The 19,818-nt window shown below is 28.0% G+C and carries 21 protein-coding genes and 1 other RNA gene; 18 read left to right on the plus strand and 4 right to left on the minus strand.

Going from position 1 to position 19,818, the window contains the following annotated elements; translation table 11 throughout:
- Positions 1-18 precede the first annotated feature (18 nt).
- Positions 19-1,683 carry a M23 family metallopeptidase gene (locus tag OD91_RS00385; protein WP_144894432.1) on the minus strand — a complete coding sequence of 555 codons (1,665 nt, stop codon included), beginning with the start codon at positions 1,681-1,683 and terminating at the stop codon, positions 19-21.
- Positions 1,684-1,861: 178 nt separating this feature from the next.
- Here OD91_RS00385 and OD91_RS00390 point away from each other — a divergent pair, with 178 nt between their 5' ends.
- The 4 genes from OD91_RS00390 to rny all read left to right on the plus strand — a co-directional run bounded on the left by OD91_RS00390 (position 1,862) and on the right by rny (position 4,230).
- Positions 1,862-2,152, plus strand: a complete 291-nt coding sequence (locus OD91_RS00390) for a hypothetical protein (RefSeq protein ID WP_144894433.1) — start codon at positions 1,862-1,864, stop codon at positions 2,150-2,152.
- Between the two features lie 12 nt (positions 2,153-2,164).
- Positions 2,165-2,455, plus strand: a complete 291-nt coding sequence (locus OD91_RS00395; protein WP_144894434.1) for a cell division protein ZapA — start codon at positions 2,165-2,167, stop codon at positions 2,453-2,455.
- Between the two features lie 52 nt (positions 2,456-2,507).
- Positions 2,508-2,615, plus strand: a non-coding RNA gene (gene ssrS, locus OD91_RS00400) — 6S RNA.
- A gap of 46 nt (positions 2,616-2,661) precedes the next feature.
- Positions 2,662-4,230 carry a ribonuclease Y gene (gene rny, locus OD91_RS00405; protein WP_144894435.1) on the plus strand — a complete coding sequence of 523 codons (1,569 nt, stop codon included), beginning with the start codon at positions 2,662-2,664 and terminating at the stop codon, positions 4,228-4,230.
- Between the two features lie 52 nt (positions 4,231-4,282).
- Here rny and xerD read toward each other — a convergent pair whose 3' ends face one another.
- Complete coding sequence (gene xerD, locus OD91_RS00410) at positions 4,283-5,188, minus strand: site-specific tyrosine recombinase XerD (RefSeq protein ID WP_144894436.1); 906 nt, start codon at positions 5,186-5,188, stop codon at positions 4,283-4,285.
- A gap of 77 nt (positions 5,189-5,265) precedes the next feature.
- Here xerD and OD91_RS00415 point away from each other — a divergent pair, with 77 nt between their 5' ends.
- The 3 genes from OD91_RS00415 to aroQ all read left to right on the plus strand — a co-directional run bounded on the left by OD91_RS00415 (position 5,266) and on the right by aroQ (position 6,833).
- The gene (locus OD91_RS00415; protein WP_144894437.1) at positions 5,266-5,787 is read left to right on the plus strand and encodes an outer membrane beta-barrel protein; all 522 of its coding nucleotides are present in this window, start codon (positions 5,266-5,268) and stop codon (positions 5,785-5,787) included.
- Between the two features lie 104 nt (positions 5,788-5,891).
- Positions 5,892-6,374 carry a hypothetical protein gene (locus OD91_RS00420; RefSeq protein ID WP_144894438.1) on the plus strand — a complete coding sequence of 161 codons (483 nt, stop codon included), beginning with the start codon at positions 5,892-5,894 and terminating at the stop codon, positions 6,372-6,374.
- A gap of 45 nt (positions 6,375-6,419) precedes the next feature.
- Positions 6,420-6,833: a type II 3-dehydroquinate dehydratase gene (aroQ, locus tag OD91_RS00425; RefSeq protein WP_144894439.1), complete on the plus strand. Its 414-nt coding sequence runs from the start codon at positions 6,420-6,422 to the stop codon at positions 6,831-6,833.
- An 89-nt stretch (positions 6,834-6,922) separates the two neighbouring features.
- Here aroQ and OD91_RS00430 read toward each other — a convergent pair whose 3' ends face one another.
- Positions 6,923-7,288: a TM2 domain-containing protein gene (locus OD91_RS00430; RefSeq protein ID WP_144894440.1), complete on the minus strand. Its 366-nt coding sequence runs from the start codon at positions 7,286-7,288 to the stop codon at positions 6,923-6,925.
- 47 nt (positions 7,289-7,335) lie between these two features.
- Here OD91_RS00430 and OD91_RS00435 point away from each other — a divergent pair, with 47 nt between their 5' ends.
- Entirely contained in the window at positions 7,336-8,226 is an 891-nt protein-coding gene (locus tag OD91_RS00435) for a hypothetical protein (protein WP_144894441.1), read from the plus strand.
- Here OD91_RS00435 and ftcD read toward each other — a convergent pair.
- Complete coding sequence (gene ftcD, locus OD91_RS00440; RefSeq protein ID WP_144894442.1) at positions 8,223-9,905, minus strand: glutamate formimidoyltransferase; 1,683 nt, start codon at positions 9,903-9,905, stop codon at positions 8,223-8,225. The two genes, OD91_RS00435 and ftcD, sit on opposite strands and share 4 nt — an antisense overlap.
- 128 nt (positions 9,906-10,033) lie before the next feature.
- Between ftcD and OD91_RS00445 the strand changes: the two genes are divergently transcribed.
- From OD91_RS00445 to OD91_RS00490, 10 genes are read left to right on the plus strand one after another with little or no spacing between them, the layout of a single operon-like run.
- The gene (locus OD91_RS00445; RefSeq protein ID WP_144894443.1) at positions 10,034-10,900 is read left to right on the plus strand and encodes an ABC transporter permease; all 867 of its coding nucleotides are present in this window, start codon (positions 10,034-10,036) and stop codon (positions 10,898-10,900) included.
- A 1-nt stretch (position 10,901) separates the two neighbouring features.
- Positions 10,902-12,182, plus strand: coding sequence for an ABC transporter ATP-binding protein (locus OD91_RS00450; RefSeq protein ID WP_144894444.1), 1,281 nt, complete (start codon positions 10,902-10,904; stop codon positions 12,180-12,182).
- Positions 12,182-13,270 (plus strand): DegT/DnrJ/EryC1/StrS aminotransferase family protein, encoded by a 1,089-nt coding sequence (locus OD91_RS00455; RefSeq protein ID WP_144896886.1) that lies wholly within the window; start codon positions 12,182-12,184, stop codon positions 13,268-13,270. The genes OD91_RS00450 and OD91_RS00455 overlap by 1 nt, the downstream gene beginning before the upstream one ends.
- Complete coding sequence (locus tag OD91_RS00460; protein ID WP_144894445.1) at positions 13,264-13,914, plus strand: acetyltransferase; 651 nt, start codon at positions 13,264-13,266, stop codon at positions 13,912-13,914. The genes OD91_RS00455 and OD91_RS00460 overlap by 7 nt, the downstream gene beginning before the upstream one ends.
- Position 13,915: 1 nt before the next feature.
- A complete protein-coding gene (locus OD91_RS00465; RefSeq protein ID WP_144894446.1) occupies positions 13,916-14,812 on the plus strand; it encodes a glycosyltransferase in 897 nt (298 codons plus the stop codon).
- Positions 14,812-15,549: a methyltransferase domain-containing protein gene (locus tag OD91_RS00470; protein ID WP_144894447.1), complete on the plus strand. Its 738-nt coding sequence runs from the start codon at positions 14,812-14,814 to the stop codon at positions 15,547-15,549. Before OD91_RS00465 ends, OD91_RS00470 begins: the two co-directional genes overlap by 1 nt.
- Before the next feature lie 6 nt (positions 15,550-15,555).
- Positions 15,556-16,494 carry a glycosyltransferase family 2 protein gene (locus OD91_RS00475; RefSeq protein ID WP_144894448.1) on the plus strand — a complete coding sequence of 313 codons (939 nt, stop codon included), beginning with the start codon at positions 15,556-15,558 and terminating at the stop codon, positions 16,492-16,494.
- Positions 16,476-17,591, plus strand: coding sequence for a non-hydrolyzing UDP-N-acetylglucosamine 2-epimerase (gene wecB / locus OD91_RS00480; RefSeq protein WP_144894449.1), 1,116 nt, complete (start codon positions 16,476-16,478; stop codon positions 17,589-17,591). Before OD91_RS00475 ends, wecB begins: the two co-directional genes overlap by 19 nt.
- Positions 17,588-18,826 (plus strand): glycosyltransferase, encoded by a 1,239-nt coding sequence (locus OD91_RS00485; protein WP_144894450.1) that lies wholly within the window; start codon positions 17,588-17,590, stop codon positions 18,824-18,826. Before wecB ends, OD91_RS00485 begins: the two co-directional genes overlap by 4 nt.
- On the plus strand, positions 18,820-19,818 hold the full coding sequence (locus OD91_RS00490; protein WP_144894451.1) for an N-acetylneuraminate synthase family protein: 999 nt from the start codon (positions 18,820-18,822) through the stop codon (positions 19,816-19,818). The genes OD91_RS00485 and OD91_RS00490 overlap by 7 nt, the downstream gene beginning before the upstream one ends.

The following is a 19,818-nucleotide window of genomic DNA, read 5'->3' on the forward strand; positions in this document are numbered from 1 at the left end:
AAATATATCATTTAGAAATTAATCTTTTCTATAGAACGTTCTAGATGCGGTATTGGTATTTCCAACGTTATCAGAAACTTCAATTTTAAAAACATGTTTGTTTCCAACTAGTTTTTTATCTTTAAAATTATAGCTTAATTCTTTCTTTTTAAGGTTGTATTCCATCAAAATCCAATCGTTATCAATAGTGGCTCTAAACGATTTTATTCCAGAACCAACATCTGCAATTTTAACCTTTAAAAAGTTGTGTTTTGATATGTTTTGCTCATTGGTAAAATTAATTGAATATATTTTAGGTTTTTGATTGTCAGAAAGTAAAGAGTATTTACCTAAAGTTTTTGTTGTCGTAAAAAACACACTGTCTCTTTTTCTTGTATATTGATGTCTTGGATATTTTTTATTTGTGACATTAGCAATATAAAGACGTTTTTTTTCTTTTTTTGAATACTTTGAGGTATTAAAAGTTAATGTGAATTTTTTATCTAAAGGAACTGTTTTATTATGAATTGATGCAACTCCATCTTTTACTTTAAAGTCTAAAAATAAATCATTGTAAAAAGTATTTTTTGGAAAAGCAACTGTTACATTTTTGATAGAAAACTTATTAAACTTTTGGTGATGTATTTTAAATGCAGTTGTATCAATCTCTTTAAAAATAGTGTTACTTTTAATGCCTTTCACAGGAATTTTTATGCTGCTAGTGTTGTTTTTATAATCTTTTGCAATAATTTCTATCGAATAACTTAGTCCCTCATTTATTTTAATACGACCTTTATTTATTAAATCTTCATAAATAGATAAGGTATTTCCTTTTACTTGATGTGTTTTCTGATAACGTCTTTTGTATTTTGAATAATGTTTATAATCAATTAAAAGATTAATGTATTTACTCTCTGAAAAAGAAAAAGTTTCAACATCATGATAATACACGCGTTTTCCATTAACCTTCATTTCAAGGCTGTAAATACCGTTTTTATTAGGAGCGTCATTTAATCTGTCAAAAACATTAATACCAAAACCTATTGTTCCGCTTGCTAAAATTCTATCTGTTGTATAGCTGTTATTTCCTAGGTTTTTAATAGCTAGTATTTCTTTTTTATTTCGCTGATTAATTCTTGAATCACTTTGCAAAGGATACGCTACTACAGAATTTATGGTAGGTGCTTTTGTATCTTTTGGAGTTAATCCAAAATGCATCGGATTTATGATATGTTCTGTTTTTGTATCTCTAAATTCATAATGTAAGTGAGGTGGAACATACCCCCCAGTATCTCCACTATACGCAATAATTTGCCCTTTTTTTACAGGAAGTTCATGCGGTTTAGGATATGCATTTCCTGTTTGATAGTTTTCTTTCTGATACTGTACATTTTTTATATACTCTTCAATACCATCACCATATTTACTTAGATGGGCATAAACAGTCGTAAATCCATTAGGATGTGTAACATACAACGCTTTTCCGTATCCCCAAAGTGATATTTTAATTCTAGAAACATAGCCTTCAAAAGGAGCATAAATTTTTAATCCATTTCTACGTTGAGTTTTAATATCGACTCCAGAGTGAAAATGATTGTTACGTAATTCGCCAAAAGTACCAGACAAAACTATTGGAATATCTAACGGACTTCCAAACACATCTTTTGGATATTTTTCCTGTGATGAAATTGTAAGTGATGTCAATAAAAATAATAGAAAACATGAAAATTTCAAGGTGCAAAAATTTTACGCTAAAGTATAAAAAAGGAACGAATTCATAATTGATTATGAGTCAGTTATTTAGTAAAAAGAGAAGAATATCTTGGTAAATTTAAAACAGAACGCTAACTTTGTTGATATAGTTTTGATTGTTATAAGTTAGATGAGTAACACACTAGAAGCAATTCATTTATTGGAAGTTAAGTTAAAAAACATGCTTTCCAATTACGAATTTTTAAAAAAGGAAAATGAAATTTTGCTACAAAACACCAGTGATTTACAAGTTCAGCTACAAAAAAAGCAACAAGTTTTAGATAAACAACAAGAGCAATATAATTTGCTTAAGGTTGCCAAAACTATAGAAGGCAGTAATGATAATACCAGAGATACAAAACTCAAAATAAATGCTTTAATTCGAGAGATCGATAAATGCATCGTTCAATTGAATGATTAAGGTCATTAAATAGTGAAGAAATTAAAGATTAATGTTGTAATTGCAGGTAGAACATACCCGTTAAGCGTTAATAGTACACAAGAAGAAGAAGGTACTAGAAAGGCTGCAAACGCAATAAATAAACTAATTTCTATGTATGAGCAAAATTATGCAGTTAGTGATAAACAGGATGTTTTAGCTATGTGTGCTTTGCAATTTGCATCAAAATTAGAAATTTCATCATTACAAAAAGGTACCGATAATACAGAAGCATTGCAAAAGATAGATGAGCTCACTAAATTATTAGAAACTCATTTAGAATAAGTTCTTTAAAATACATTTTAATATACTGCCTACATTAGTACATTGTTGTTAAACTCAACGCTATTCAATTAAAAAGGATGAGTCTTGATTAGGAAAGCATGCCGCCATAGAGTGGATCCTTGATCAATCAGTTAGTCCTAAACTTGTTTTTTTGGAGTTTAAAACCATACTGATGTAGGCTTTTTTTATACATTTAATAGAAAATTATGGATGGAATGACACTTCCCATTATTGTGGGAATCTTAATAGGATTAGTAGTTGGATTTATTATAAGTAAATCTTTAGAAAAAACGAAAGCCAATAAAACAATATCAAGAACAAAAAAAGAAGCAAATACAATATTAAAAGAAGCTAAAGTAGAAGCAGAATCAATAAAAAAGGATAAAATATTACAAGCCAAAGAAAAGTTTATTGAGCTTAAGTCTGAACACGAAAAAGTTATTTTATCAAGAGAGAAGAAGTTGGGAGATGTTGAAAAAAGAATTAGAGATAAAGAATCTCAAGTTTCATCGGAGTTAGATAGAAGCAAGAAGTTAAATAATTCTGTTCAGCAGAAAGAAAATGACTACAATCATAAGTTAGAATTCCTAGATAAAAAAGAAGAAGATTTAGAGGTAATGCACAAGCGTCATGTAGATATGCTTGAGCAAATTTCTGGTTTATCTGCGGATGAAGCTAAAAAAGAATTAGTTTCCTCTTTAAAAGATGAAGCAAAAACAGATGCGATGGCTTTTATTCAAACTTCAGTAGAAGAAGCTAAATTAACAGCAGAACAAGAAGCAAGAAAAGTAGTTTTAGGAACCATACAAAGAGTAGGAGTAGAACAAGCTGTAGAAAACTGTGTATCAGTATTTAATTTGGAATCTGATGATGTTAAAGGTCGAATTATTGGGCGTGAAGGAAGAAATATTAGAGCGTTAGAATCTGCTACAGGTGTTGAGATTATTGTTGACGATACTCCAGAGGCAATTATTCTTTCATGTTTTGATCCTGTAAGGAGAGAAATTGCACGTTTATCGATGCATAAATTGGTAACTGATGGGAGAATTCACCCTGCAAGAATTGAAGAAATTGTTAAGAAAACAGAAAAACAAATTACTCAAGAAATTATAGAAGTTGGTAAGAGAACAGTTATTGATTTAGGAATTCATGGATTACATCCAGAATTGATTAAAGCTGTGGGACGTATGAAATATCGTTCTTCTTACGGACAAAATTTATTGCAGCATTCACGTGAAGTTTCTAATCTTTGTGGAATTATGGCTGCTGAAATGGGCTTGAATGCTAAAGTTGCTAAACGTGCAGGATTGTTACATGATATTGGTAAAGTACCAGATGCAGAAAGTGAATTACCACACGCATTATTAGGAATGCAATGGGCAGAAAAATATGGTGAAAAACCAGATGTTTGTAATGCAATTGGAGCTCACCATGACGAGATTGAAATGAAAAGTTTAATATCACCAATTGTGCAAGTTTGTGATGCTATTTCTGGAGCAAGACCAGGTGCGAGACGTCAGGTGTTAGATTCATATATCCAACGATTAAAAGATTTAGAGAATATTGCTTTCGGATTCACTGGAGTTCAAAAAGCATATGCTATTCAAGCTGGACGTGAATTACGTGTAATGGTAGAAAGCACTAAAGTAAACGACACTAAAGCTGCGGAATTATCATTCAGTATTTCTCAAAAAATACAAAACGATATGACGTATCCTGGACAAGTAAAAGTTACTGTTATTAGAGAAACTAGGGCAGTAAACGTTGCTAAATAGTTTATATTAAAAATAATTATATTTTAAAAATCCTGCTTTAAAGCAGGATTTTTTATTTTCTAGGATGAAAGGTTTCTACAACATCTTTTAAATAGCTTTTATCTAAATGAACATAAACTTCCGTTGTTGTTATACTTTCATGACCTAGCATTTGTTGTATAGCCCTTAAATCGGCCCCGTTTTTCAATAAATGGGTTGCAAAAGAATGTCGTAATGTATGCGGGCTTATCTTTTTATTTAAGTTAATCTTGATAGATAAGTCTTTCAAAATTGTAAAAATCATTTGACGAGTTAACCCTTTTCCACGTCTATTTAAAAATAAGGTATCTTCATACCCTTTTTTTGTAGTAATATGATTCCGTATTAGCTGAATATAAGATGAAATAAATTTTTGCGCATTGTAGTGTATCGGTACAAAACGTTGTTTATTTCCTTTTCCAGTTACTTTTATAAAACCTTCATCAAAGAAAAGGTCAGAAACTTGTAAATTGATTAATTCGCTTACTCGTAAACCACAGCTATACATTGTTTCTAAAATAGTTCTGTTGCGTTCTCCTTGCGAATGACTTAAATCTATAGCGTTAATCAATTCGTTAATTTCTTCTTCGGATAATGTATCTGGTAACTTTCTTCCAATTTTTGGAGCTTCAATTAATTCTAACGGATTTGTTTTTCTGTAGTCTTCAAAAACTAAGTAATCAAAAAAACTTTTTAAGCCTGATATGATTCTTGCTTGACTTCTAGGGTTTACTTCTTTAGCAATTTTATATATAAATTGTTGAACTAATTCTTCATCAATTAGAGTAGGAGAAATCATGATATCATCACTTTCTAAAAAAGAGGTTAATTTTTTTAAATCTCTACTATAACCATCAATAGTATTTTCTGATAAACCTCTTTCAATTTTAAGAAATAGTTGATAGTCTGATATATAATTATGCCATTTTTTAGAAATCATTCAATAAAAAGTAGTGATATTTTATAATATTAGTCTTTTTTTATTTATTTTTATCATCTAACAAAAACCCACAAATTATGAAAAAAAAAGTATTTTGCGCTCTATGCGCCATTGTATTTTCATCCACAATTTATTCCCAAAATGCTAACTTCGGAATTTCCGCTGGTTACAATACACTTACAGCGAAAATTGTAGGTGCAACTACTGTTAAAGATAATTTTCCAGGTATTTATATTGGGGCATTTGCTGAGTTTACTATTTCTAATAAATTTTATGTACGACCAGAAGCTCAAATAAATATTGAATTTAATGGAAATTCTAGCTTTAAAGAATATGTTATTCCAGTTATGTTTGGAGTTCGTTTAACAGAACAATTTAGTTTCCAATTAGGTCCTTACGGAAGTATTGATTTTGGATCAGCTGTAACTGAAGATGCTGTAGATTGGGGAGTAAGTGCTGGTTTGTCTTATGATGTAAATGAAACTTGGTTCGCTAATTTACGTTATGGTCATGGTACAAGAAATTTAAATGATGGAACACTAGGAGTAAGGGATATCTCGCAAAACCATTTCCAAATTGGTTTAGGCTATAGATTATAAAAATATGTATATTTAAATAGAAAAGAGCTAGTTTTAAAACTAGCTCTTTTCTATTTGTAAATTTTATTACTTTCGTTTTTTTACGAACCTATAACATTTTAACTATGAAGAAACTATTTTTATGCATGATTATAGCAGTATTTACTTTTAATTTAAATGCTCAAGATGGAAAATTATCCACAGTAATTAATGTTGGATTACCTATAGGGAATACAAGTAATATTTCCTCTTTTTCTATTGCTGCTGATGTTAATTATGGGTTATCTTCTAGTGATGAGTTTGATTGGGGAATAACTGTAGGTTTTATCCATTATTTTGGAAAAACGTTAAATAATATTTCTTTAGGCGATATTACTTTTTTACCAATTGCTGGAACTGCTCGTTTTAACGCTAGTAATGAGTTTATAGTTGGTGCTGATATAGGTTATGCACTAGGAATTAGTTCAGGAAATAATGGAGGTTTTTATTATAGACCTTTAGTAGGATATAAATTAAGTGATACAATACAAATTAATGCTTCTTATCAAGTAGTAAGTAATACTGGATCCATCTCTAATTTTGGAGTAGGTTTACAATTTGGATTGTAAATTTACTTCCTTTATTTTAATTCAAAATAATTGTACTTTTGCTATATGAGACTGATTATAATTAACGGCCCAAACTTAAATTTATTAGGAAAACGTGAACCAGAAATTTATGGTTCAGAATCTTTTGATGATATTTTTAATTCTTTAAAAGATAAATATTCTTCTATTGACTTAGAATATTATCAATCCAACATAGAAGGTGAAATTATTGATAAATTACATGAAGTTGGTTTTAATTATGATGGGGTTATTTTAAATGCAGCTGCATATACTCATACATCTGTTGGTATAGGAGATGCTGTTAAAGGAATTGAAACTTCTGTAGTAGAAATTCATATCTCAAATATTCATGCTAGAGAAGATTTTAGACATCAAAGTTATATTGCACCAAATGCAAAAGGTGTAATTTTCGGTTTTGGTGTTAAAGGATATGAATTAGCTATACAGAGTTTTCTATAGAAAGTGTTATATACAAAAAATCACCTAGAATAATTCTAGGTGATTTTTAAATCTGTAACGCTATTTCAGGACGTCACAAATTAACTTTTTTAAAGCGTTTTAGAGTAGCTACCGTTTTTTGGTTGTAAATCTCCAGTAATAATTCTTACTAAGTCAATTAATGCCCAAATACCTAAACCACCAAGAGTTAAGATTTGAACAATTCCTTGCCAAGTATAACCTAAGTAGAATCTGTGTATCCCGATCCCTCCAAGAAAAAGGCAAAGAAGCAATGCTGTAACTTGGCTTTTTCCTGAACTAGCAAATGCTGTAGAAAAACTTGTTGTTTCAATTTTTTCTCCATTAACAATTTCAGTTTTCTCTTTTTTCTTTTTTACAGGAAAAGATGCATTGGCATTAAATGAAAATGCTAAAAATGCAAATAATAAAGTGTAAATCGTAAGTGATTTTTTCATAAAATAATTATTTTTTTAGTTAATTAGCGCAATATATAAAAAAAGATATGAAAAAGACTGTTATACTTTTATTTTGGATACTAAGTGTTTTTAATAATTATTCACAAAAAAATAAAATTTTTAATTTTGAATTATTGGGTAGTTTGATTATCAATACAGATCAATTAATTTCATATAAAATTGAATTTAATGTAAATAATAAAGGTTTTTTGGAAGGTTATTCTTATACAGATATATCTGGGGATGATGAAACAAAATCTTATATAAGGGGCTATTATAATAAAAAAAGTAGAAAAATTAAATTTAAAGAAAATGATATATTATATACGAAATCAAAATCATTACCAGAAGAATTTTGTTTTATAGATTTTGAAGGTAAATTTAAAGGAAATTCAAGAAAGAAAACTTTAAGCGGTAAGTTTACTGGTATTTATAATGACAAAGATACCTGTGCAACTGGAAAAATTAAATTAGTAAGTATAAAATTTGTAGAAAAAAAAATAAAAAAAATATATAAAAAAATAAAAAAAATAAAAAAAATTGATAGCATAGTTAAAAAACAAATTGAACCAAAGAATTATTTAAGAAAGTTTAGTGAAACGAGTATTAACTCTGGGGAAAAAGTTTCCGTTTTTATATATACTAAAAAATTAAGACTTGAAGTTTGGGATTATGGAAAAGAAGATGGCGATATAATTTCAATTTCAAATAATGGGAAAATGATTATTGAAAACTTTAGAGTAACTAAAGAAAAAAAGAAGCTAAATATAGACTTAAAGAATAGTATAAATATTATCAAAATTATAAATATTAGTGCTGGTAAATTAAAAACTAATACAACAAAAATTAAATTATACGATTACAGAAGAGATTATGAAGTTTTAGCAAATTTAGAAGAAGGGAAATCTGCTATAATAAATATTATTAAGGCAAATTAAATTTTGCTATCAATAATTGTAATCATCTCCTGTTCTAAAGCAATTGTTTTTTCATAAATATCTTTAGATTCAGAAAGTATTTTTTTAGAAAACTCACCATCTTTAATATCTTTTGCATTAATTCTTACATTAAAATAAGCTCCAATTACCGCAGTCCTAGCACAAAGTGCTCCCACACCAGAATCAGATAACGAGTTTTGTAATCCGTTTTTAGCCATTTCCATCATAACTTCCATAGAATTATAAGCAGTTTGCATTACTTTAAACGGAATTTCGGTAGCATATTTTGTTGCATCTTCAATAGCTCTTGCCCTTATTTCTTTTTCCTCTGGTGTCGATTTAGGCATTCTAAATCCGTCAATAATTTTATTGAATGCATTTGTGTCTTCATCAACTAAGAACAATAAATCATTTTTATATTGCTGTCCTTTTTCTGCCCAAGTAGAAAAATACTCCCATTTATCATCCCAACCAGCTTTATGTGCAGAAAGATTTGCAACCATTGTTCCTAATGAAACTCCTAATGCGCCAACATAAGCAGAAATACTTCCGCCACCAGGTGCCATTGATTCAGAAGCAGTTTCTTCAGCAAAATCTTTTACAGTAAAATCAATGAGTTTTTTGTCAGAATTTGCATTCATAACATATTCGATAATTCTTTCTTGAGGATTAAAAGGTTTTAAATCATCTAAGCCTAAGGATTTTATAGCAATTTTAATTTTTTCAGTTTCTGATATCCCTAAAGAACGTTGTTGTTTCTTTAAGTAAAAATCTGCTGCATCTAGCATAGCTTGTAATGGAACTAGCCCTACTAATTCAGATCCTGTAACTCGTAATCCTCTTCTTGTAGCAGCTTCACATGTTTCGTAAAATGCTTCATGCATTGAAGTAATACTAATATTTGTCAGATTGTAAGAAATTTGAGCAATACCATATTCATCAATAAACCACCCAATTCCCTTTACAGCTTTCAATTTCCCTGGAATTCTTTCTGGAATACCATTTTGATCTAACACTTTTTTCCCATTAGCCAATTTTGTTCTTCCATTTTCACGAATATCAAAAGCAATAGCATTTGCACGTCGGGTAGAAGTAGAGTTTAAATTGACGTTATAGGCAACTAAAAAATCTCTAGCAGAAATTGCAGTTACACCAGATTTTTCTATTTGAGTGTTATATTTTGATGGCCCAAAATCTGGTTTCCATTTTGGGTTAGATAATTTTTCTTTTAAACCCTCATATTCTCCAGAGCGAACAATTGCTAAATTTTTTCTTTCATCGGAGTTTGCTGCATTTTCATAATAATAACCAGAAATACCAAGTTCAGAACCAACTTTTACTCCAAGTTTATGTGCGTATTTAGTAGTTTCTTCCATAGAAATATTTGCTATTGGAACTAAAGGACAAACATCTGTTGCTCCAAACCTTGGATGCTCACCAGTATGTTTAGTCATATCAATCAAATCAGAGGCCTTTTTTATTAACAAAAAAGCAGCTTCAATAACATTCTCAGGTTCACCAACAAATGTTATAACGGTTCTGTTTGTTGCTTTTCCAGGATCAACATCTAGAAGCTTAACGCCATCAACAGTTTTAACAATATTAGCAATAGTATTTATTTTATTAATATCTCGTCCTTCACTAATATTGGGTACACATTCAATTAGTTGTATGTTCATGTTTTTTGAATTGATTACATATTCAAATTTAAAATTTTATTTATAATTAGATTGCTTCTAATTGTTAAAAATTTGATTAGTTTTTTTTATTAAATAAAGGTATATTTGTGTAAATGGTTACCCCTTAAATGAAAACTGATAAATGGCTTTTTGAGATTACTCCAAAAAAGAATCTTTTTGATCTTAATCTAAAAGAAATTTGGCAATATAGAGATTTGTTATTACTCTTTGTCAAGAGAGATATTATAACATTATATAAGCAAACTGTTTTAGGACCATTATGGTATATAATTCAACCGTTATTTACTTCGGTAATTTTCACTTTAGTATTTAATAATATAGCTTCAATACCAACAGACAATATTCCTTCTTTTTTATTTAACCTTGCAGGTATTACGGCATGGAATTATTTTAAAGATTGTTTGACACAAACCTCTGATACTTTCAAAAAAAATGAACAAATTTTTGGGAAAGTATATTTTCCACGAGTAATTATGCCAATGTCTATTGTCGTTTCTAATTTGTTGAAATTCGGAATTCAATTTTTAATTTTCATTGGGTTTTATTTATATTATGTTTTTTATACCAAGTTTACTGTTGAAGTAAATTACAACTTAATTTATTTACCTGTTTTAATTATCTCAATGGGGGCTTTAGGATTGGGCCTAGGAATGATAATTTCTTCAATGGTTACAAAATATAGAGATTTAACATTTTTAGTTGCATTTGGTGTACAATTATTAATGTATTTATCAGCAGTTGTATATCCTGTTGAAGAAGCAGTTTCTAAAATGAAAGATTTTCCAATAGCTGTTAAAATTATTCAGTATAATCCAATGACTACCATTATAGATTCATTTAGAAAAATTGTATTTTTTGATGGAAATATCCATATTAATCAAATCTTATATATGGTTTTAATATCTTTAGTATTATTTATATTAGGATTAGTGATTTTTAATAAAACTGAAAAGACCTTTATAGATACGATTTAATATGAAAGATGATGTAATTTTAAAGGTAGAGAATTTATCTAAGCAATATCGTTTAGGAACTATTGGTACTGGTACCATTAGTCATGATTTAAATAGGTTTATTGCTAAAATTAGAGGTAAAGATGATCCTTTTTTAAAAATTGGAGAATCTAATGATCGTTCTAAAAAAGGAAAATCTGAATATGTTTGGGCATTAAAAGATATTAATTTTGAAGTTAAAAGAGGTGAAGTTTTAGGAATAATTGGAAAGAATGGTGCAGGGAAATCTACACTTTTAAAAATTTTATCTAAAGTCACTGGACCTACTACAGGAAGTATAAAGTCTAAAGGAAGAATAGCATCTTTATTAGAAGTTGGAACTGGCTTTCATCCAGAAATGACAGGAAAAGAGAATATCTTTTTGAATGGTGCTATTCTAGGGATGACAAAAAAAGAGATTAACTCTAAACTAGATGAAATTGTTGAATTTTCTGGTTGTGAACGCTATATAGATACACCAGTTAAACGTTACTCAAGCGGAATGAAAGTTCGTTTAGCTTTTGCAGTAGCAGCTTTTTTAGAACCAGATATTTTAGTAGTTGATGAAGTTTTGGCAGTTGGAGATGCTGAGTTTCAAAAGAAAGCTATTGGCAAAATGCAAGATATTTCTAATTCTGATGGGAGAACTGTACTGTTTGTTAGCCATAATATGGCTTCATTACAAAGTTTGTGTTCTAAAGCTGTTGTTCTTGAAAATGGTGAAATTCAATTTACTGGTAATGTTAAAGATTCAATAAATCATTATTTAAAGCAATTTACTGAAAGTTTACGTGAAGTTAAATATCAATTGAATAATGCTCCTGGTAATAATTTTTATAAATTTACATATGCTAAAGTTTGTGAAAGAAATAAACTTTTAGTAGATGTAATTAGAGAAGGAGAAGAAATTGAAATTCAATTTGAATTTTACATAAAAAAACAGAATCAACAACAATTAGGGATAACATTTCATTTGCAAGATGAAATGGGTACTCTAGTTTTTGTTGGTTCTTCTTGCAGTGAATTGAGAATAATTGATGAGGGTTATTATAGAGAAAAGGTTGTTATACCTAAAAACCTTATGCAAGAAGGTATATATTCGGTTACAAGGTTGTTATTGGTGTTAAATAGTGGTACAGTTGTTTGTGAGACGCACAACCCTATACAATTTGAAATTTTATCTAAAGATAATGAAAACTTTGGTTGGAAAGGAAATAAAGAAGGTGCTGTTAAACCAAAGTTAAATTGGGAAAGACTGAAATAATGAAAGAAATTAATGTTACACAAACTTTTTTACCTCCAATAAAGGAATATATCGAGTTGTTAAGTAAAGCATGGATTAATAATTGGTTAACAAATAGAGGTGATCTTGTTTTAGAGTTAGAAAAAAAAATAAAAAATAAGTTACAATTAGAAAAGAATCTAATTGTAACAACTAATGGCACAATTCCATTACAGATGGCTGTTAAACTATTTGGAAATAATAAAGAAATAATAACAACTCCATTTAGTTATGTAGCTACAACATCTTCAATTGTTTGGGAGAATTGCAAACCCGTTTTTGTAGATATTGACCCTTTGCATTTAACAATTGATGAAAATAAAATAGAAGCGGCAATTACTGAAAATACAAGTGCAATATTAGCTACTCATGTTTTTGGAAATCCTTGTGATGTGGAAAAAATTGAAAAGATTGCAAAAAAACATAATATTAAGGTTATTTATGATGCTGCGCATTGCTTTGGTGTAGTTTATAAAGGAAAGTCTGTATTTAATTTTGGTGATGTAAGTACTTGTAGTTTTCATGCTACTAAGATCTTTCATACTGGTGAAGGAGGTTTCATTATTTCTAATAAGGATGAATATGCAGATAAACTATTTAAGTATCATAATTTTGGTCATGATGGACCAGAAAACTTTAAAGAAATAGGAATTAATGGTAAAATGTCAGAGTTGCAAGCAGCCATGGGTTTATCTATATTGCCTTATATAGATATGATATTTAAAGAACGAAAAAAAATAGTTGACTATTATGAAGAAAATTTAAGTAGTTCTTTTTTAACTAAAATTTTAATTAGAAAAGGGACAATCTGGAATTATAGTTATTATCCAATTATTTTTGAGACTGAAAATGATTTATTAAGGGTAGTTTACAAATTAAACCAAAAGAAAATATTTCCTAGAAGGTATTTTAACCCTTCATTAAACACCTTAAGTTATTTACAAAAAAAAGTTGTTATGCCAATATCTGAAGATATATCGAGGAGAATAATATGTTTACCCCTCTATGTAGGCTTAGAAGAAAAGGATTTGGAAAAGATAATAGCAATTATAAATTTTGAATTATGCTAATTATTGGAGCGTGTGGATTTGCAAAAGAAGTATTAGAGGTTTTATATCAATTGAATAAGGTTGATGATATTATTTTTTATGATGATATAAATAATTACAATAAGGATGAAAAGATTTACAATAGCTTTAAGATTTTAAGAACATTATCTGAAGCTAAAGACTATTTATTTCATAATGATTCTAGTTTTACTATCGGGATTGGTAATCCTGTCTTAAGAAAAAAAACAAAAGACAAATTTGAAAATATTGGAGGGGTATTTACTTCAATTATAAGTCCTCTATCTAGAATTGGACATTACAGAAATTCAATTTCCGTTGGTTGTAATATCATGACAGGGACAGTAGTTACCAGTAATGTAAAAATAAAAGAAGGTGCTTTAATAAATTTAAACTGCACTGTTGGACATGATTGTATTATTGGTCGTTTTGTTGAGCTATCACCTGGTGTAAATGTGTCTGGTAATTGCGTTATTGGAGACTATTCGACAATTGGTACAAATGCAACAATTTTACCAAATATTACAATTGGTAAAAATGTAGTTATTGGAGCAGGAGCGGTTGTTAACAAAAATATTCCTGATAATGTTGTAGCTGTAGGAGTACCTTCAAAAATAATTAAACAGTTGCCTAAGTTAGAAATCTAGTATGAAACCACAGATTACTGTTAGTGTTTGTATGATTACCTATAATCACCAAGAATATATAAATAAAGCTGTTTTAAGTGTATTAAAACAAAAATGTGATTTTGAAATTGAATTAATCCTCTTGGATGATTGTTCTACAGATTCAACAAAAGATGTTATAGATATAATACTACAAAATAATCAAAATTCTTCTAGAATAAAATATGTAAGACAAAAAGAAAATATTGGTATGATGTCAAATTTTGTTGATGCATTAAAACTCTGTAAAGGTAAATATATAGCTTTGTGCGATGGTGATGACTATTGGACTGACGTTAATAAACTTCAAAAACAAATACAGTTTTTAGAAACCAACAAAGAATACGTAGCATGTTTTCATAATGCAGAAAAAATTGGTATTGGTTTTAATGGAGAAAAGTATTGCAATTTTAATTATTCTAGAGATGTATCTAAAGAAGAAATTATTTTGGCTGGGGGGGCAATTTACCCAACAGCATCATTTTTTTTTAGAAATGAAATTGATATAAAAGAATTTGACTTAAAATCAAGAGCAGGCGATACAATTTTAATTTATCATCTTTTAAATAAAGGATTGTTTTATTATTTTAATGATATTATGTGTGTCTACAGGAAACATTTAAATGGTGTTTACACATCTATTAAAATGGATAACAATAAAATAATTGAAGATTTGAAAAGTAATATAAAAATATTAATATTTTATAGAAAAAAATATTGTAAAAAATTTAGACCTTTATTTAATGAAACCATTCAAAATCAACTGCTTAAAATTTCTAGTATTAAAGGTTTTGAATTTGTAATAAAAATGCGCTTGATTAATTTAATTAGTTTTTATGACTTATGTAATTTTATAAAAAAAAAATTTTTTAAACTATAATGAAAAAAAAAATAAAAAATATATTAAAAGTATCTTTGTTTTCAATATATGAAAATTATAAAAAAAAGAGAAACTATAAGATATGTATTAAAAATAGAGATCAATTAATCAATTTATACTTTAAAACATCTAAAAATAAAAAATTACAAATTGGTTGCGGTTCAAATTTATTAAAAGGATGGTTAAATACTGATTTAAATTATAGTAAAGAGATTGCATTTTTAGATGCTGGAGATGTTTTTTCTTTTAACTCCAATACTTATGATTTTATATATTCGGAGCATCTTTTTGAACATTTAAAAGTAGCACAACAATTAAATATGTTAAATGAAAGTTTTAGAGTATTAAAAAAAGGTGGAGTAATGAGAATTGCCATGCCTTCACTTGACTTTTTGTTTAACCTTTATAGTAATTCTGATAATTATAAAAACAAAAATTATGTAGATTGGGCTGTGAAAAACGTTGTCAATTTAAAAATTGTAAATGAGTTAGTTGATGATAAATCTCAACATTATAAATATGTTATTAATAACTTTTTTAAAGCATGGGGACATCAAATATTACATAATTACACAAGTATTGAAAGTCTTGCATTACAATGTGGTTTTTCTAATGTTAAAGAATGTCGTATAGGTGAGAGCGAATATGTAAGTTTACAAGGTATTGAAAAACATGGAACAATTATTCCTGCGCATATAAATGAGATTGAAACATTTGTAGTCGAATTAACTAAATAGTTAAATATGAATGATCAAAAAGTTTCGATTATAATGGCTACTTTTAATCGAGCTCATTTTATAATAGAGACCCTTCTTTCTATAAAAAATCAATCTTATTTAAACTGGGAATGTCTAATAATTGATGATGGAGGAACAGACGGAACTGCTGAAATAATTAAACCTTTTTTAGACTCTGATTCACGATTTCAATACTATAAAAGAATAGCAAAATATAAAAAGGGGCTACCAGGCTGTCGAAATTATGGTTTAGATTTGGCTATTGGAGGTTATATTGTTTTTTTTGATGATGATGATATTGTTCATCCAGAAAATTTACAAACATGTACAAATGAATTATTAAGTTCAAAAATTCATTTTTGTAGATATTTAAGAAGTGTATTTATTGGAGGTTTTAAATATACTTTTGATGATAGGAAAGAATACAGTAGGTTCATAATAACAGTAAGAGATATTGAAAGTATTGTAAATAATACTTTGCCGTTCAATTCTTGTGCTGTAGTTTGGAAAAAAGAGTGTTTTGAGAATAACAGGTTTAATGAAACTTTAATGTATGCAGAAGAATGGGAGTTATATACAAGAATTATTGCAACAGGAAAATTTGTTGGTGTTTCTATTGATAAAAACCTTTTTTATGGTAGAAAACACGAAAAATCAAACACAGGTGAGTTCTATGTGAATAACCCAGTTAGAAGAAAATCAAAAATAGATGCAGTTTTGCTAATTTCAAAGAATTTAAGAGATAATAATATTTTAACTAAAAGTTTATTAAGATATTTTATTCAAATTTCTTTGAGTTTTAAAGAGTATGATTTATTTAAAAGGTTAATTGATGGAATTAAAATTAAAGGATTAAAAAAAATTAGCTGGCAATTGTTTTATATAACATTACCTTTCAAACTACAATTACATAAACTGAAAAATAAATGGAAAAAAAAGTATTGATTGTATTTGGTACGAGACCAGAAGCTATAAAAATGGCGCCAGTTGTAAAAGAATTGAAAAATATTGATTCTCTTAATACTGCCGTTTGTGTTACTGCACAACACAGAGAAATGTTAGATCAAGTACTAGATTTTTTTAAAATTACTCCTGATTATGATTTAGACTTAATGAAGCCTAACCAAACTTTAAACGAATTAAGTAGTAGAATTTTTTCAAAAATAGACGTTGTTTTAAATAACTTTAAACCAAATTTAGTTTTAGTTCATGGAGATACAACAACAAGTACCATAGTTGCTTTAGCTTCATTTAATAGACAAATTAAAGTAGCTCATGTTGAAGCTGGTTTAAGAACGTATAATAAAAGTGCTCCTTTTCCGGAAGAAATCAATAGACAAATTACAGGAAGAATAACTGATTATCATTTTGCTCCTACAAAAAATGCAGCCAACAATCTAATTAATAATGAAAATGTAAACCCTAAAAAAGTTTATATAACAGGTAATACAGTAATAGATGCTTTATTTTGGGGAATAAAAAATATAAACGATAAGAGATTAGAAATATCAAAGTTAGAATCAAAAACTGATAAAACAAAAAAACTAATTTTAGTTACAGGTCATAGAAGGGAAAATTTTGGAAAAAAGTTTGAATCTTTTTGTAATGCACTTTTAACCATATCAAAAAGAAATGATATTCAAATTATTTATCCTGTACATCTAAATCCAAGAGTTCAATCTCCTGTAACTAAAATTTTAAAAAATATAGAGAATGTGCTATTAATAAAACCTTTAGATTATGAGGTTTTTATTTGGTTAATGAACAAATCTTATTTAATTATTACAGATAGTGGTGGAATTCAAGAGGAAGCACCTTCTTTAAAAAAACCAGTTTTGGTTACTAGAGAAGTTACAGAAAGACAAGAAGCTGTAGAATCTAATTTGGTTAAATTAGTTGGAACAAATAAAAAATTAATTATTAATGAAACTATTAAATTATTGGATAGTAAAGAAGAGTATAATAAGATGATTTCAGCTGATAATCCATATGGAGATGGAAAAGCATCTAAAAGAATAAAGAATATAATTAATTCTCTATGAAAATTTTAGTCTTAACAGAATCTTTAAGAATTAATGAAACATCTTCAGGAATAGTTTCTTCAACCTTTTTAAAAGCATTAACTAATAATTCTAAAAATAATGTTACTTGTATTTATAACAATGTTTTTAATTATAAACTAACTTGGTTAGAGAATATTAATTTTATAGAGATTGATAATAGACAATACAAGAGAAATAGATTTGTAGAAGCTATTCCAAAACTTAGAGGATTAATAACTAACATTACGGGAATCCATGATGAGTCGTTATTTGAAATTAATAAATGGGAAAAATTTATTAATACGATTTTAAAGAAAGAAAAATTTGATTTAATAATTGCTTTAGGTTCAGGATTAGAGTTTTATCCACACCATGCAATGCTGAATATAAAAACTACAATTCCTTGGTTAGCAAACTTTCATGATCCATACCCAATAAGTATATACCCAAAACCATATAAAAAGAAAAGAACGTATTTGTTAAAAAAGCAAGAATTACTTACAAAAAGAATAATTTACAAAGCAAATTATGTTTCTTTCCCATCATTATATTTAAAAGAATTGATGCAGTCAGAATACGGGTTTGAAGACAAAAAAAGTATTATTTTGCCACATTTAGGAATTCCTTTAAACAATTTACCTCAATCAGAATTAGATAATTCTGTTAGTTTTAAAAAAAATAAATTTAATCTTTTACATGCTGGAACATTGTTAGGACCAAGAAAAGTTGAAAGTTTGTTTAAGGCATTTATAAGATTTATTAATAGTGATATTAAAAAGAAAGACAAAGCTGTTTTAAACATACTAGGAAAAGTAGCTAAAGAAAATATAGATGTTTTAAATAAGCATAAATCTTTAAATAATGTAAATATTATTTTAGATAGAGTTAGTTATAAAAAGAGTCTTCAACTAATTCAAGATTCAGATGTTTCTTTAATAATTGAAGCTGATGCTGAAATAAGCCCTTTTATGCCAGGAAAATTAGCAGATTTAATTTTATTAGATAAACCAATATTTGCTTTAACACCCAAAAAATCTGAAACAATTAGAGTTTTAGGAGATAGTTATAAATACCAATCAGGTGTAAATGATGAAGAACAAATTTTAACAATTTTAGAACTTATATGGAAAGATTGGAAAGAAGGAAAGTTAAATTTAATAGATTATAAGAAACAAAAAGAATATATTAGTGCAGTAGAATTCAATAAAAAAATTAACCAATTATTTACATGTTGATCATTGCAGAAATAGCACAAGCGCACGATGGTAGTTTAGGTATGGTGCATGCTTATATTGATGCGGTTGCAAAAACGGGTTGTAATGCTATAAAATTCCAAACTCATATTTCCGAAGCAGAAAGTAGTTTGTATGAGCCCTTTCGAGTGCAATTTTCCAAACAAGATAAAACTCGTATGGATTATTGGAAGCGAATGGAGTTTACTTTAGAACAATGGAAAGAAATAAAAATACACTGTGATGAAGTAGCTTTAGAATTTATGAGTTCGCCATTTAGTAATGCAGCAGTAGATGTCTTAGAAGAAGTAGGAGTAAAGCGTTATAAAATAGGCTCAGGAGAAGTAAATAATTTTGTGTTATTAGAAAAAATAGCAGAAACAAGGAAGCCAGTAATTATTTCATCAGGAATGAGCTCTTTTAAGGAGTTGGATGCAACAGTTCAGTTTTTAAAAGATAAAAAAATAGATTTTTCAATATTGCAATGTACTACGTCATACCCTACAACACCAAAACAATATGGTTTAAATGTAATAGGAGAACTTAAAGAAAAATATAAAGTCCCAATAGGGTTTTCAGATCACTCATCAAGTATAGAAACATGTATAGCAGCAACTGCATTAGGAGCTGAAATATTAGAATTCCATGTGGTTTTTAATAAAGAAATGTTTGGGCCAGATGTAAAATCTTCATTAACAATTGAAGAAACAACAACATTGGTAAAATCAGTTAGAAATATAGAAACTGCGTTGCAAAACCCGATAAATAAAAATGATAACTCTAGTTTTAATGAGTTGAAACAAATTTTTGAAAAATCATTAGCAATTAATAAAGATTTACCGAAAGGTCATGTGATTACCTTTTCAGATTTAGAAACTAAAAAACCTAAAGGATTTGGTATATTAGCAAGTGAGTACAAACAAGTGTTAGGAAAAAAAATAGTTGGAAATATGGATCAATGGAGTTTTCTAAACTATAACGATATTGAAAATTAA

This window comes from Lutibacter sp. Hel_I_33_5 (assembly GCF_007827455.1).
In the GTDB taxonomy this organism is placed as follows: domain Bacteria; phylum Bacteroidota; class Bacteroidia; order Flavobacteriales; family Flavobacteriaceae; genus Polaribacter.